This window comes from Streptomyces sp. SID3212 (genome assembly GCF_009865405.1).
GTDB lineage: Bacteria > Actinomycetota > Actinomycetes > Streptomycetales > Streptomycetaceae > Streptomyces.
The window spans coordinates 1-14,284 of sequence record NZ_WWJY01000753.1; the positions used below are offsets into that span (position 1 = coordinate 1).

Below are 14,284 nucleotides of genomic sequence, written 5' to 3' on the forward strand. Positions count from 1 at the left end.
GCGGGCTTCGCACTCAAGATTCTGTGGTGGATCGCCATCATCGTCCTGGTGGTGTGGGTGCTCGGCTTCGTCGTCCGTCCCACGGCCGGCGGCGGCAAGCGAGGACGCTGGTATCGCTGGTAGGCGGTAGTTCCAGCACATTCGGGTGGGGCCGGACACACAGTCCGGCCCCACCCGAATTTCCATGTCCCGGCGCAGTTGTGAGAGGCGCATGGGAAAAGAGTCGAGAAGTGAGGTAGAGGCCGGGCCGCGAAACGTCATTTCCGTGAACCGGGGCAGAGGAACACTGTGGGTGGCCGGGCGGCTGCCGTGGCGCACAGGGAACCGCGCCTCCAGCACGGCACGCCCCCGGTCACCTTCCCCTTCCGACCGGTCTTCCGGCCGTCACCGCCCTGCGCGGCGGCCGGCTCGCGCCGGCACCCGTCCGTTACTCGGCAGGGTGCCGACGTGACTGACCGGCCCAGCGCCGGACCGTCGCCGTGGCGTGGGCCGCGTCCTCCGGGTCCAGGGACGCGATGCGGGCCCGGTGGTTGGTGTCCGGTGCGATGTGGATCCGTGCGTCCCTGCTGCCGGGGCCGAGGCGGAAGCGTTCGGCGGTCGCGGCGTCGTTCTGGCCGTACACAAAGAGGAGTTGGCTTCCTTCCTTCCGTACCCACCGGTCGATGTCGGCCATCGCGTGCGGCTGGAAGCGCAGGGGTATCTCGCGCGACACGTACGTCCGCACGTCCTGGATGCCGGGATGACGGAGCAGGCCGGTCAGATGCGGGGTGCTGTACTGCGGATAGCCGAGCTGGGTGCCCAGTTGGTAGAAGTACGGCGTGAGGGGCGTGAGCGTCGCGTCCGTGTAGTTCGCGAGGCCGGAGGTCCGGTCCAGCCAGGTGTAGAGCTCCTCCGTCGAGGCCGTGGGGTCCGGGACGCCGGTGCACAGCGGGTCGCCGTACTGCCAGTACATCGGTACGGCCCGCAGCACGGCGAGTTCGTACGCCCGGTCGGCGTCGCCGATGACCGTGAACGTACGCCCCTCGCCGGCCGCCCACTCCTCGTACCGGGCGACCATCTCGTCCCGCCGCAGGAGCGCCTCACGCTGTACGGCCTCCAGCGTCGCGCGGCAGGCCGGTGTTCCCACGCTCGCGAGGAACGTGTCGTACGCGCTGTCGTCCCCGTCGTCCACGTTGTCGGGCGCCGAGTAGACGACCGTACCGCTCACATCGTGGGGGTAGAAGCGCCGGTGGTAGACCGAGGCCATACCGCCCTTGCTGACCCCCGTCGAGATCCACGGCCCGCCGTAGAGCGGCTTGAGCGCCTCGATCAGACGGTGGTGGTCGTTCGCCGCCTGCCAGATGTCCAGCTTCGACCAGTCCACCGGGTCCGGCCGGGACGTGCCGAAGAACCGCTGCTCGGTGACGATCTGGTTGCCGTCCACCAGCTCCGTGGGCTCGGACCGGAAGTCCGGGCTCGCGACGAGGTCGTAGCCGGAGGTGTACAGCACCATGGGCTGCCCGGCGGACCTGTGCAGGAGCGTCAGCCGCTGCTCGAACGTCCCGCGCGCGGGGTGGCGGTGGTCCACGGGCTGCCGATAGGCCAGCTCGAAGAAGCGGTAGCCGGGCGCCGCGGGCTTCTCGGCTGCCACCCGCATCCCGGGGACGGCCTCGACGCGCGCGCGGATGTCTCCGCCGGGCGAGCGCTCGGAGGTGGCCGCCGCGGCGGGGGCCACGGTTCCCGGCAGCGGCCCGGCGATCGCCGGGACGGCCAGCAGGGCGAGGACGACGAGGGCCGCGCGGAGCGGAAGTCGGTGAGGTTTTCTCATGTGGCCAGTCAAGTGGCGGGACTTGGCGTACGGATCCCCACGCCGGGTGAGCCGTGTCCCCCGCGCGGGGGAGGCCGCGCCCACTCCGGCAGGTCGCTTCGCCACGGCCACGGCCACGGCCACGGCCTCGGCCTCGGTACGCACGAGAATCTGCCCCCGGCCGGGACCGGCTCGGGGACCTCATAGCTTGCCCCTGGGATGTGCGGCGGTCCGCAGATGAGCTGGTCGAGAGAGGGGCCCGTACGCGACGCTGAACGTGGAATACGCGAGCGTGGCATTGGCGGGCGGCGCCGTGGTCGGCGGGTGGGCGGGAGCCCCTTGAGTGACGCCCGTCCTGAGAGTTCGCCAGGCCGGCGCGTTCGCAACCGCCCGGGACGGATCGTGGGTGCCGGACACCTGGGATAAGGGCGGCCTGGTTCCGACTCCGGCACGCGACGAACCTCATGGTCAGGCAGCCGCTCAGCTGCCGGAGACTCGCCTCGATGCCCGTACCGGCGCTGATTTTGCGCAGCGGAACATCGATGAGGCGCGACCCATTGAGGAGCCCTCACATGAGCATCACCGACACCGTTACCGCTACCGCCGGCTGGAACCCTGGGGCCCTGGGCGAGATCGTCGCGAACGACGCAGGTCGGCCCGTGCTGTTCACCAACGCCCGGATCCTGACGATGGACCCACTGATCGGGACCATGGCCGGCGCGGACCTCCTCTGTCTCGGCTCTCTGCTCGTCGGCGTCGGCCCGGGGATCATCACCGCCGCGGGGGACGACAACGCGATCGTGGTCGACTGCACCGGTATGACCGTCGTCCCCGCCGTCGTCGACACCGTCGCCCTGGCCGGCGGCCGGAGCCACCGCTCGGAGTACGTCGCGACGCTGACCCCGGGCAACATCGCCGACTTCCTGGTGGTGCCCGACGCACTCGCCGCCGACGTGCCGAGCGCGGTGACCGCTCTCCTGACCGCGCCGGAACAGGTCCGCGCGCTCGTCGCGGGCGGCCGGCCGGTCCTGTGGGCCGGGGCGGGCGTCTCCCGCCGGGTCGCCGCTCCCGAGGCAGCGATTCCGGCCGCCGCGGATCCGACCGGCGGTCAGCGCGTCGGCGTCTGGATCGACAGGAACGACTTTCTGCACCAGGAGCTGACCGCCGACGGTCGCTACGACGAGACCCGAGGCGGGCGTCCGCATGCCTACCAGGGCCGGTACTGGATCGACGGCGACCGCATCGACTACCTGGACGACCTCGGCTTCTGGGCCTACGGGGAGTTCCACGGCGACGAGCTGCACCACGCCGGCTATGTCATGGAGCTCGGCTGACCCTCCCCGGCCAGTGCCTCCCCGGCCAGTGCCTCAGCCGCCTCCGGCGACCCGCCTTCCCAGCCCCCTCCAGCGGACAGCCACCCCTCCCAGGGCGCTCCGCCCGCACAGAAGGAAGACCTCTCATGAACATCAACGACACCACCAGCGCCGCCGTGCTCCAAGACCTCCGGCGTCGGCCCGCCGACCGGCGGCGAATCCTGTTCACCGGCGCGACCCTCGTCACCATGGACGCCGACCTCGGCGTCATCGACGGCGGCGACCTCCTCGTCGAGGGCGACACGATCACCGCCATCGGCCACGACCTCGACGTCGGCGATGCCGTGGTCGTGGACGCCACCGGTACGATCCTCACCCCCGGCTTCGTCGACACCCACCGGCACGCCTGGGAGGCCCAGCTTCGCCGCATCATGCCGGACGTCGACGACCTCGGCGCCTACGTCATGGCCACCCTCGCCGGCTACGCCACGGTCTACCGGCCCCAGGACATGTACACCGGCACCCGGCTGGCCGCCCTGACCGCGATCGACAGCGGCATCACGACGATGCTCGACTTCTCCCACAACTCCCGTACCCGAGAACATTCCGATGCCGCCATCGAGGCGCTCGCCGACACCGGCATCCGTGGCGTCCACGCCTCGATGGGCCCTCACTTCGGTGACTGGGACCGGCAGTGGCCGGGCGATCTGACCCGGCTCAAGGACCGGTACTTCAGCGCGGGCAACCAGCTGCTCACGCTGCGCCTGGGGGCTCTGGCCACCGACGAGATCGCGGGACCCACGCTCGCCTACGGCCCCGAACTCGCCCGGGTCGCGGCAGAGTTGGGCATCGGGGTGAGCGTGGACGCGGTCTTCGGCACCGCCTCCTCCGACGCGGTCCTGCGCTGGGCGAAGGACGGCATCCTCGGCCCCGACGTCACCCTCATCCACTCCACCGGGCTGACCGCCGAGGCCTGGAAGGCGATGGGCGGGTCCGGCACCACCGTGGCCCTCGCACCGACCTCCGACGCCCAGATCGGCCTGGAAACCGCGATTCCCGCCGTCGACGAGGCGCTGTCCGCAGGCATCCGCCCCGGGCTGAGCATCGATGTCGAAGTCGCCCTGTCCAGCGACATGTTCACCCAGATGCGGGCTCTGCTCGCCATCCAGCGGATGCGCGCGGTCAACGCCGTTCACGGCACGGAGCGTCAGCCTTCCCGCATCACCACCCACGACGTCCTCGACTTCGCCACCCTCCAGGGCGCCCGCACCAACGGCCTGGCCGGCGTCACCGGTTCACTCACCGTGGGCAAGAAGGCCGACCTGCTGGTCATCCGGGCCGAGGACCTCAACAACATGCCCCTCAACGACCCGATCGGTACGGTCGTGCTGGGCTCCGACGCCCGCAACATCAGCGCCGTCCTCATCAACGGCGAGCCCCGCAAGTGGGACGGACACGTTCTCGACGTGGACCTGACCACCCTGCGCGGCGAGGTGCACGCCTCGCGCGAGTACGTAATGAACGCCACGCCCTAGGGCGCGTCCGGGGAGAACAGCGCCGGGCTGTTCTCCCCCGCCACGCGCGAACCCGTATCAGATGGCCTGAGCGGTGGGCAGGATGGTGATCTCGGTGAGGTTGACGTGGCGCGGGACGGCGGCCATGAAGGCGACGGTCTCGGCGATGTCCCCGCTCTGCAGGACGTCGATGTCGTGGATGAGGTCGGCCATCAGCCTGGAGGCGTCCGGGTCGGTGACGTGGTCGGGCAGTTCCGTGTCGACCATGCCGGGTTCGACGGTGGCCACCCGGACCATCTTCCGGCCGAGTTCGACGCGCAGCAGCCGGGTGAGGTGGCTGATGTACGCCTTGGTCCCGGAGTAGACGGAGAACTTCGTCAGGATCCGGGTGGCCGCGATCGACGAGGTGTTGATCAGATCGGCGGGCTTGCCGGCGGCGGCGGAGTTCGTCAGGTGCGGGACGAACGCGGCTATCACATTCATCAGGCCGCCGATGTTGAGGTCGATCTGGCGCTGCCATTCGTCGACCTTGAGTTCCTCGATGCCGGAGACGAGCTGAACACCGGCGTTGTTGAAGACGAGGTCGGCCTTGCCGAAGCGCTCGGCGACCTGGTCGGCGGCGGCCTGGACGGCGGCGCGGTCGGTCACGTCGACGGCCAGGGCGAGCGCGGTGCCGCCGGCGACCTCGATGTCCTTGACCAGGCTGTCGAGGCGCTCCTTGCGCCGCGCCAGTACGACCACCACCGCGCCGAGTTCGGCCAGACGCCGGGCGGTGACGGCACCCATGCCGCTGGAGGCGCCGGAGACGACGGCGACACGGCCGGCGAGGGGGGTTCCGGTGATCAGGGCAGCAGACATCACAAAACCTCAATCTCTTCGATCGGAGGGCTCTGAAGCAGGGGGAGCGGGAGGGGGGATGGGGGATCAGGGATGGGGTGCCCGGCCGGCGGCCAGGTCGTTGCGACCGGCCGGTTGGCCGGGCTGCCGGTGAGTGGCGGTGGACGCCCCGAGGGCGTCAGGCGGCGTCGTCGTGGGCGGTGGCGGCGGACTTCTCGCGCCACGGCGCGAGGTCGTCCCGCACCTGCCCGTACTTGACGTCCAGCCGCTCAAGGGTGTCGCGCCCCAGGTAGAGGTGGGTGGGCAGCTTCTCCGAGGAGGCCACCTCGACGATGAGAGCGGCGCCCTTCACCGGGTCGCCGAGTTGAGCGTGGTTGGCCTGGTCGATCCAGTCCAGCGTCACGTGCGCGGGGGTGTTGTCGTAGTCGGCGATGCGGTTCTCGGCGACCGACAGGGAGCTGGTGTCGAGGAAGTCGGTGCGGAAGACGCCCGGTTCCACGACCATCGACTGGATCCCGAACGGCGCCATCTCGACGGACAGCGCTTCGCTGACGCCGGCGACGGCGAACTTCGACGCGCTGTAGAGGCTGACACCGGGCTCGCCCTCGAAACCGGAGCGGGAGCCGATGTGCACCAGCCGGCCCGAGCCCTGCTTACGCATGCCCGGCAGCACGGCGCGGGTGACGTTGATCAGGCCGAACACGTTGAGGTCGAACAGCGAGCGGGCCTCCGCGTTGGTGATCTCCTCCAGCGCGCCGAGCAAACCGCGCCCGGCGTTGTTCACCAGAACGTCGATGCCGCCGAACCGGCCCACGGCAGCCTCGACCGCTCGCGGGATGCTGTTGTTGTCCGCGACGTCCAGGGCGACCGCGAAGACCTGGTCGGAGTTCTTCAGATCGTCCGGCACGCGTTCCGGGTTCCGTACGGCGACCACGACATTGTTACCGTCTGCCAGCGCGGCACGCGCGATTTCCGCACCGAGTCCACGGGATGCGCCGGTCACCAACCACGTAGCCATGAGAATTCCTTTCGTCGTCTCCCCTGCGGGGAATTTCCTGGTGACGTCAAGGAGTCTGTCCAATGGCCACGGTGGTATGAAGGCCGTGCTTTTCCTGGGTGTCCCACACCCAGGAAGAGAGAGTGCATATGCGGGCGAAGCGTGGAGAGGCAGGAATACTCACCGATCTCCGGGAGGCGCTTCGGTTGCGTTCAGGGAGCCCAACAGCGCCAGACCGTCGGCCGACAGGGAACCCGGCTCGGCCTGCAGGATGATGAGCTGCTGTCCCGGCACGCTGCGGATGTCGAAGGCCTCGAGCCGCAGCTCCAGGTCCCCCACGACGGAGTGGCGGACCCGCTTGATCTCGTACGGCGGGACCCGCGTGAACTCGCGCGCCCACAGGGAGCGGAACTCCCTGCTGCGGACGGACAGTTCGCCGACGAGCTCCAGGATGCGAGGATCCTGCGGGCTGCTGGCCGCGGTCCGCTGAAGGTCGGCCACGGCACGGTGCCGGGCCCGCTCCGGGCTCCGGTAGAAGGACTTGGCCACGGGGTCCAGGAAGAGCATGCGCAGCACGTTGTCGCGCTGGGTGAAGTCACGATAGAGAGCGTCGGCCGACGCGTTCGTGGCCAGCAGGTCCTGGGCGTGGCCCAGGATGAAGGCCGGCGTCCGCGTCCAGGCCTCGATCAGCTGCCGCAGGTGTGGACGGACCCGCTCGACGCGGGAGGGGGACTTCGTACGACGCGCTCCCGGCGGGGCCAGCCGGAAGAGTTCCGCCCTGTCCTCGTCCCCGAGTTGCAGCACGCGGGCAAGGGCCTCCAGTACCCGGGAGGAGGGGCCGAGTTCACGCCCCTGCTCAAGTCGGCCGTAGTAGCCGGGGCTGATACCTGAGAGCGCCGCGACCTCCTCACGCCGCAGGCCGGGCACCCGCCGCTTGCCCGCACCGAGCAATCCCGCTGCTGCGGGGCTGAGGCGTTCTCTGCGGGATCGGAGGAACTGGCCCAGCCCTCCAACCGGGTCAGGAGCCGAGTAGTTGTCCATGCGGTCAAGGTAGGCGGAAATCACCGCGGGCGGCTCCGCCGACGGTGGGTGCATTACACCCAGGAATGCAGATACCCAGCAGTCCTGATCCGCCCTATTGCGTCTGCTTGCCCTCTCCAGCAAGCCTCAGGGCGGGCCGTCCACAAGACAGAGTCCTACGACTACCCCTCGCCATACCTTCGTTACGGGGTGCCATAGTGCGTGACCGGCGGTTCCGGTCGGCTGCTGGTCACACCTAGTCTGGCCGCATGAGCAATGGGACGCCTTTGGGCGAATTTCTCCGAGCCCGCCGAGAAGCCCTGAAGCCACATGACGTCGGTCTGCCCGAATACGGACGACGCCGGGTTCCCGGGCTGCGCAGAGAGGAAGTGGCCCTGCTCGCCGGAGTCAGCTCCGACTACTACATCCGGTTGGAACAGGGGCGCGAGAAAAGCCCCTCGTCACAAGTCCTCGACGGCGTGGCGCGGGCGCTGAAACTCGACGCGGAAGCCACCGACCACCTCAACCGTCTCTGCCTCACCGCCTCGGAGCGCCGACGGGACCGGAGCGAGGCGGGCGTCAGCCGGCAGTTGTCGCAGCTGATGGACGCGTGGGAACACACTCCGGCTTTTGTCGTCGGCCCGGCCCTCGACATCCTCGCGGGCAACTCCCTCGCCATGGCCCTCCACAGCGGGTTCGAGACGTTCGACAACCTCGCTCTGATGGTGTTCGCCGACCCCGCCGGACGCGAGTTCTACCAGGAATGGGAGCGTGCCGCGCACTCCTGTGTCGCCGAGATCAGGGCCGCGTACGGACACGACCCCGCATCGGCCCGCATCGCCGAAGTTGTCGCCGAACTGTCCGCCCGGAGCGAGGAGTTCGCCGCGATCTGGCAACTTCACGACGTCAAGAGCAAGTCACAGGAGGGCAAGCACCTCAAACACCCCCAGGTCGGAGACCTGCACATCAAATTCGCGGCGTTCACGGTCAACGGGGCTCCGCATCAGCAACTGGTGGTCTATCAGGCGGAACCAGCCAGTCCCACGGCTGCCGCGTTCGACGCGCTACGGGCCATGAGCACCGAGGCCAGGCCCGCCCGGCGCTCAGCCTCCGCACCACCGTGACTCGGAACGCCGACGCGCAAGGCGGTACGGCACGGCTGTGATCAGCGGCCACGCACACCGCCGATGCGTTGCTTGCGGGGGTTAACCCCACCACGCTCGCTGGCATCAACGGCACCAACGACAGACGTGCGAGCCGGATTCTGCGGGCGGCCGGGTTCCCGAATGATCGGACAGGCATCACAGCGCCCTCAAGCCGTCGAAGGATCACTCGTGTCCCGCACCCCCCGTATGAGCCGTTCCCAGTACCGTGTCCTGTCCTCCCTCGCCCTGCTGGCCTTGGCCGCCGGCGGCGTCACCGCCTGCAGCGACAACGATTCCGCCGCCGGCCCCACGGCCTCGCCGTCCGCCACCTCGTCCCCCTCCCCGGGATCCGCCAAGGCCGCCGAAGCGAAGCTGCGCATGGTCGACAACGGGGGTCACCGTGTCGCCTTCTACGTCACGCAGGGCAACGGCTCCACCATCGTCCTGGACTCGGGCGGCGGTGAGTACTCCTCGCAGTGGAAGGACATCGTCCCCAAGCTTCACGCGGCCACCGGTGCCACCGTCATCACGTACGACCGGGCCGGTCTCGGGAAGAGCGATGTGGTGCCTGGCGCGTGGAAGGCCGAGAGCGCCGTCAGCGACCTCAAGGCGGGACTCAAGGAACTGGGCGTCACCAAGGATGTGACCCTGGTGTCCCACTCCCAAGCCGGGGAGATCGCGAACTACCTCGCCCAGGACAACCCGAAGTTGCTCTCCGGTGCGGTCCTGGTCGACGCCAATCTCCCGCAGTTTTTCACGGACGAGGAGATTCCCCGTCTCGTGGCCGGGACTCAGCCGGAGGTCGATGCGGCGAAGAAGGACCCCGAGAAGCCGGAGAACCGCCAGTTGATCTCCACCGCGGAGGGCTTCACCGCGGCGCACAAGGCATTCCACAAGGTGACGTGGCCGGCCGCGGTGCCGGTGACGGTCATGGTTTCGGAGGAGACTCCGTTCGCCGGGTCTCCTGAGGACGCCCAGCGCTGGCGTGACGCCGCCGCCTCGTTCGCCCAGGAGGCGCCGAACCGGACGCTCGTCACCGCCAAAGGCACCTCCCACGAGATACCGACGGACCGTCCCGACCTCGTACTCAAGGAGATCGAAGCCATGTTCGCCGCACAACACTGACCCCCGGCCTGGCAGTGGGCGGCGGCCCCGGCACCGCGGGCTTTGACTAGATGCCGAACGGTGCGGCGTAGTGGACAGTGCCGCCGGGCAGCGGATGGCCGACGTCGAGGGTGAGGGCCATCATGGCCTCGTCCGGGACGTCGATGCTGATTCCGATGCCGTACTCGGAAGCGCGAGTAAAGCCGAACCGCGGGTAATACGCCGGGTGTCCGAGGACGGTGACGAAGTGCTCGCCCAGCTCCTTGGCAGCCTGCAACGCGGCACGGATCGCCGCGGAGCCGGCGCCGGTCTTCTGATACTCGGGCCGGACGGCGACGGGGCCCAGGCACAGGGCCGGGGTGTCGTCGATGTGGCAGCGGGTCAGCAGCGCGTGGCCGATGAGCTCGCCGTCCTGGTCGGTGGTGACGATGGACAGCCCGTCGATCCACGAAGGGTCGGCGCGCAGGGCGTCGACGAGGTCGGCCTCCAGAGGAGTGTCGAAGGCGGCGAGGTTGATGTCGTGAATGGTGGGGATGTCGGCGCTGGTCTCGGCGCGCGTGATCCAGTTGATGCTCATGATGGATGGAGATCCGTTTCATGGTTGGTTCGTGTGGGGTTGCCCCGCGAGCTCACGCTCCCAGCGAGGGCGAATCCAGCTGAGGTCAGGCCACAGCCCGGGACGTGAGGGTGGTCCGGGCAGAGCACATGTCAGTGGCCTTGTACGCGGTCATCAACCCCACCTCCCAACTTCCTCAATCCGAGTCGAACACGAACGCCGGACACCATACCATCCCGCCACATTCGACCGCTCGCGCGCAGCGCCGCCAGGTCGACTCCACCCGCAGTGGTCCACCAGGCGACGCCCCCGTGCTCACAGAAGTCAACGCGACCCGTTGCGTCACCCCCTACGGGAGGGCGGATCGCTGCCCGGGATCGTCGAGGCCGACGACCTCGGTACGTACGTCACGAAGGTGTCCAGCGGACGGCGCTGACCTGCTGCGATGCCGCCAATACGGCCTCTCAATCGTGTGCTGGAGGGACGGGTATCTCTGGGCGACGTTCACTAGGGACTGTCCGATGGGTCGTTTGAGCTGATCAGAGCCGTGGCTTAGGCGCAGATGAGCTTCTCCGAAGGCGCCATCGTCGGGCTCGCCGGCACTGATGGCTGGTCGCCGATCCGCCCACCCACCCGCGCATGTGTCGGTCGGTTGAGGAATTTGGTTGCGGTGGATCAGGCGGATGGGGGTGATACTCCGGCATGAGTAGAGACGCCGAGGTCATCGCACTCGCCCGCTGGTAGGACGAGGTGATGCAACCGCTGACCCAAGACGACCCGGAACGCACGTGGCAAGGTCGCTTCGTCCCGATAGCGGGGCACTGGGGCTACGAGTTCGGGTGGGCCCTGGAGTTCGAGAAGACGAGACGAGCGCCGTCAGTCCGACCGGCACCCGCACCGGCGGAACGTGGACCCCCCTCACCCAGCTCAGCGCCTACACCCAGGCCGGTGCCACCACCCACCAGACCTACGCCGGCACCGACAACACCCAGCGCCTGACCCGCGACACCACCACCTTCACCAACGCGGCAGTCGGCCTGAGCAACCGGAACACCGCCGGCACCACCACCGGTTTCGTCCGCGAACCCTCGGGCACCCGGGTTTCCATGAGAACCGGGGGAGCAGCCAGTACTACCTCAGCGACGCCCAGGGCTCACCCTGACAGGCGACACCGAAGGTGCAAACGCCACCAAGATGGGCATCCTGGCCGGAATTGGCGTTGAGGCGCTGTGCATGGCCGGTGCCGCAGCCGGGTCCTCGGCCCCCATAGGGCAGGAGTTACCGATGCGTATTTCCGTAGTGATCGGATCGGCGCTTTTAGCGCTACTTTGCGGCGTCGCTCTGCTCTTCCTCGGCCTGAGTGATGTGAGCGACGGAAACACTCGAGCGGCGCTGCCCATCGTCATCGGTGCCGCTCTGACCGTTGGCGGACTTCTGTTCCTACGTAAGGGAGTACGGCGATGACGATGTCAGCGACATGACCGCCCGTCCGAACGCCTGCTTTCTCGCCCTCCGGCCGCTGGACGGGAGAGGAGGCAGGCGTTCGGCGCTTCTACGGGGCGGGTGTGTAGGTGACGCCGGTTCCGCCGCAGCCGGCAGCGAGGTGGAAGAGGCGGTCCTGCTCGTTCGGGTCGACGGCGAGCTGCCAGTGCAGCTTGGTCACGGTCCACTCCGAGGCCGCCGCCGTCGCCGAGCACTACGGCATCAGCATGTCACGTGCGACTGACGTCATGATGATCGTGCTGGGCATCGTCATGTACTGGAACGCGACCGAAGCGAAGATCCGCAACCCGCACGACGAAGACAACGCTCAACGCCTTCGGGAACACCGCAGCGCCGTTGTGTCTGCGGTCAGCGCAGTCAGCCGTTAACAACGGTGGTGGTCAATACAGCTAGCGGGCGACTTTGTACCGCAGGTGCAGCACCCGCTCGCCCTGGATGACCACATGCGGGTCCTGTAGCAGCAGTTGCCCCTCGATCCCGCCGAAGAAGCGCTTGCCCGACCCGAACACGACCGGCACCACGTCCATCGCCACCTCGTCCACGAGGCCGGCCGCGAGGATCTGGGCGCCGACCTCACCGGCGTTGACGGCGATCGTCCGGTCCCCGGCCAGTTCCTGGGCCTTGTCGATCGCGGCCGTGACGTCCCCGACGAAGTGGTAGGAGGCTTCCGGGTGCCATCCCTCGGGCTTGGACCGATGCGACACCACGACCACGTGACCGCCCGCGGGCGGGCGGCCCTCCCACCCGTTCACCAGGTCGAACAGTGTGCGGCCCATGACGATCACACCGATCGCGTCCCACGTCGACCGTACGTACGGCGCCGAGGCGGGCGAGACCCGGAAGGCGGTGCCGGCCGCGGAGTGGTCGTACTGCTGGTCGTCGGCCGGGGTGATCGGGGTGTCCCCGCTGAAGTACCACTCGTGCAGCGGCCCGACCTCGTCATTGCTGTCGGCGATGAAGCCGTCCACCGACACTACGTTGTGCATGATCACGGTACCCACGGGTGTTCTCCTCGAAGTCTGTCTGCGCCTCCCCGAATCTTCACGCGCGGGCGGGGAAGGCGCATGTAAGAAATCAATCGGCGGGCATCGGACCTCTGTCCGGCGGAAAGTCCGGCCGGGCGGGGAAGCGGCGCCGCAGGTCCAGATACTGCGTCGGGGTGAGACCGGTGCAGTCCTTGAATTCCCTGGTGAAATGAGCCCGGTCGAAATAGCCCGCGCTCTGGGCAAGATCCGACCAGTCCACCGGCAGACGGGCGTCCACGGACACGATCAGGCGCGCGAAGCGGTAGATCCGCGCCACCCGCTTCGGGGTCACCCCGACGTGTGCCTTGAACTGCGCCGCCAGGTGATTGCCGCTCACCCCGGCGTCGTCGGCCAGAGCTCCGACCGGGATCGCTCCGTACGACGTCTCCAGCCGCCCGCCCGCGTGCCGGACCAGGTCGAGGCCGCGCGGCGGGGACTCGGCGAGCAGCGATCGCAGCTCAACCTCCACCACCCGCAAGGTCTCGGCGACCGACGCGGTGGCACCGGCCCGATCGCGGATCCGGCCGATCGACCGGCGCCACACCGCGTCGACCGGCACCCACAGATCGCGCAGCTCACCGGCGGGCACACCGATGAAGGGCGACATCCCCCACGGCTTGAAGTGCACGCCGACCAGCCGTACCTGTTCCGGGTACTCGACCAGAAAACGCCTGGTCCACACGCCCATGAACCAGCCATCGGTGAAGACGGCAGGCGGCACCGAAGGATCGGAATCCCACAACCGGACGGGATCGCCGAGGTGGAGGAACAGGTGAGCCGACGGCATCGGTGGTACGGCTACCCGCCGATGGCGCGGCACGCCGGTCAGGCAGTAGATGTCGTCGATGAACCGGTCGAGCGGTGGCCCGGGCACCCGGCCGATGTATTCCATGAGTTCACCTGCCGGAGTACGACAACGTCGCGGTCGTCTCCACCGTAGTGTCGCCGGCGCCGCGAGGGGTTGCCCGGGCAACGTGAAAGTCGACAAGATCTCTGGACGCTGCGCGCCGGCCCGGTCGGGCCGGCCTCGCTATCCACCACCTGCCACGCAGCCGATGCCGCCGGGGCCCGAGCGACACACGGTTCCTGCGCCGCCCGAGGCGCTGGTGTTGCCTTGGGCGGCGTCGGCCGGCTCACGCCGTCAGTTCCAGCAGCTGTGGGTCGTCTTGCGGCACGAGGCCGCTCGTTCGGCCGCGCGCCCGCACGGCGCTCGGGCGTGGGTAGCCAGCGTGGAAGCGGCTCCTCCGGAAGCATGGGACACGGTTCTCAGGGCGGCGGCCTGGCCCGCAGTTCTTCGAGAGCGGCGGCCTGGCCGTCACTGAACAGGTGCTCGGGTTCACGCATGCGGGAGGAGGCGGTGTGCCGGTCTCGCGCTGCCCGGGTGCTCGGGTCGACCGGCCGCGCGCTCCTGTGGGCACGGAGCTCGGCTTTGGCCTGGTGGATGGCCGGCCGGTGCCGGTCGCCGTCCCGACCGTGTACGAGCG

The 14,284-nt window shown here is 68.9% G+C and carries 15 protein-coding genes; 7 read left to right on the forward strand and 8 right to left on the reverse strand.

Annotation, left to right across the window (positions count from 1 at the left end; all coding sequences use genetic code 11):
* The coding region (locus GT042_RS22735; protein WP_161310578.1) for a hydrophobic protein at positions 1-123 on the forward strand (123 nt) is incomplete at its 5' end.
* A 304-nt stretch (positions 124-427) separates the two neighbouring features.
* Here the strand turns inward: GT042_RS22735 and GT042_RS22740 are convergent.
* Entirely contained in the window at positions 428-1,807 is a 1,380-nt protein-coding gene (locus GT042_RS22740) for a S28 family serine protease (protein ID WP_161310579.1), read from the reverse strand.
* Between the two features lie 551 nt (positions 1,808-2,358).
* Here GT042_RS22740 and GT042_RS22745 point away from each other — a divergent pair.
* Together GT042_RS22745 and GT042_RS22750 are read left to right on the forward strand one after the other, a co-directional pair.
* Positions 2,359-3,120 (forward strand): Atu4866 domain-containing protein, encoded by a 762-nt coding sequence (locus GT042_RS22745; protein WP_202533496.1) that lies wholly within the window; start codon positions 2,359-2,361, stop codon positions 3,118-3,120.
* Between the two features lie 125 nt (positions 3,121-3,245).
* Complete coding sequence (locus GT042_RS22750) at positions 3,246-4,634, forward strand: amidohydrolase family protein (protein WP_161310580.1); 1,389 nt, start codon at positions 3,246-3,248, stop codon at positions 4,632-4,634.
* 57 nt (positions 4,635-4,691) lie between these two features.
* Here the strand turns inward: GT042_RS22750 and GT042_RS22755 are convergent, their stop codons facing one another.
* The 3 genes from GT042_RS22755 to GT042_RS22765 all read right to left on the reverse strand — a co-directional run bounded on the left by GT042_RS22755 (position 4,692) and on the right by GT042_RS22765 (position 7,488).
* Positions 4,692-5,474, reverse strand: a complete 783-nt coding sequence (locus GT042_RS22755; RefSeq protein WP_345943874.1) for an SDR family oxidoreductase — start codon at positions 5,472-5,474, stop codon at positions 4,692-4,694.
* A gap of 154 nt (positions 5,475-5,628) precedes the next feature.
* Complete coding sequence (locus GT042_RS22760; RefSeq protein WP_161310582.1) at positions 5,629-6,468, reverse strand: SDR family NAD(P)-dependent oxidoreductase; 840 nt, start codon at positions 6,466-6,468, stop codon at positions 5,629-5,631.
* Between the two features lie 159 nt (positions 6,469-6,627).
* Positions 6,628-7,488, reverse strand: coding sequence for a helix-turn-helix transcriptional regulator (locus tag GT042_RS22765; RefSeq protein ID WP_161310583.1), 861 nt, complete (start codon positions 7,486-7,488; stop codon positions 6,628-6,630).
* Positions 7,489-7,736: 248 nt separating this feature from the next.
* Between GT042_RS22765 and GT042_RS22770 the strand changes: the two genes are divergently transcribed.
* Positions 7,737-8,591 carry a helix-turn-helix transcriptional regulator gene (locus GT042_RS22770; protein WP_161310584.1) on the forward strand — a complete coding sequence of 285 codons (855 nt, stop codon included), beginning with the start codon at positions 7,737-7,739 and terminating at the stop codon, positions 8,589-8,591.
* A 210-nt stretch (positions 8,592-8,801) separates the two neighbouring features.
* On the forward strand, positions 8,802-9,737 hold the full coding sequence (locus tag GT042_RS22775; protein WP_161310585.1) for an alpha/beta hydrolase: 936 nt from the start codon (positions 8,802-8,804) through the stop codon (positions 9,735-9,737).
* 46 nt (positions 9,738-9,783) lie between these two features.
* On the opposite strand, the gene GT042_RS22780 is transcribed toward GT042_RS22775, so the two are convergent.
* Entirely contained in the window at positions 9,784-10,293 is a 510-nt protein-coding gene (locus tag GT042_RS22780; protein WP_161310586.1) for an N-acetyltransferase, read from the reverse strand.
* Positions 10,294-11,466: 1,173 nt separating this feature from the next.
* Here GT042_RS22780 and GT042_RS22790 point away from each other — a divergent pair.
* Together GT042_RS22790 and GT042_RS22795 are read left to right on the forward strand one after the other, a co-directional pair.
* Positions 11,467-11,736 carry a hypothetical protein gene (locus GT042_RS22790; RefSeq protein WP_237531083.1) on the forward strand — a complete coding sequence of 90 codons (270 nt, stop codon included), beginning with the start codon at positions 11,467-11,469 and terminating at the stop codon, positions 11,734-11,736.
* A gap of 191 nt (positions 11,737-11,927) precedes the next feature.
* Positions 11,928-12,143, forward strand: a complete 216-nt coding sequence (locus GT042_RS22795) for a hypothetical protein (RefSeq protein ID WP_202533500.1) — start codon at positions 11,928-11,930, stop codon at positions 12,141-12,143.
* A 21-nt stretch (positions 12,144-12,164) separates the two neighbouring features.
* Here the strand turns inward: GT042_RS22795 and GT042_RS22800 are convergent, their stop codons facing one another.
* The 3 genes from GT042_RS22800 to GT042_RS39330 form a co-directional block, all read right to left on the reverse strand.
* Positions 12,165-12,776 carry a dihydrofolate reductase family protein gene (locus GT042_RS22800; protein WP_161310587.1) on the reverse strand — a complete coding sequence of 204 codons (612 nt, stop codon included), beginning with the start codon at positions 12,774-12,776 and terminating at the stop codon, positions 12,165-12,167.
* Between the two features lie 73 nt (positions 12,777-12,849).
* A complete protein-coding gene (locus tag GT042_RS22805) occupies positions 12,850-13,692 on the reverse strand; it encodes an AraC family transcriptional regulator (protein ID WP_161310588.1) in 843 nt (280 codons plus the stop codon).
* Between the two features lie 374 nt (positions 13,693-14,066).
* The coding region (locus GT042_RS39330; RefSeq protein WP_237531084.1) for a hypothetical protein at positions 14,067-14,284 on the reverse strand (218 nt) is incomplete at its 5' end.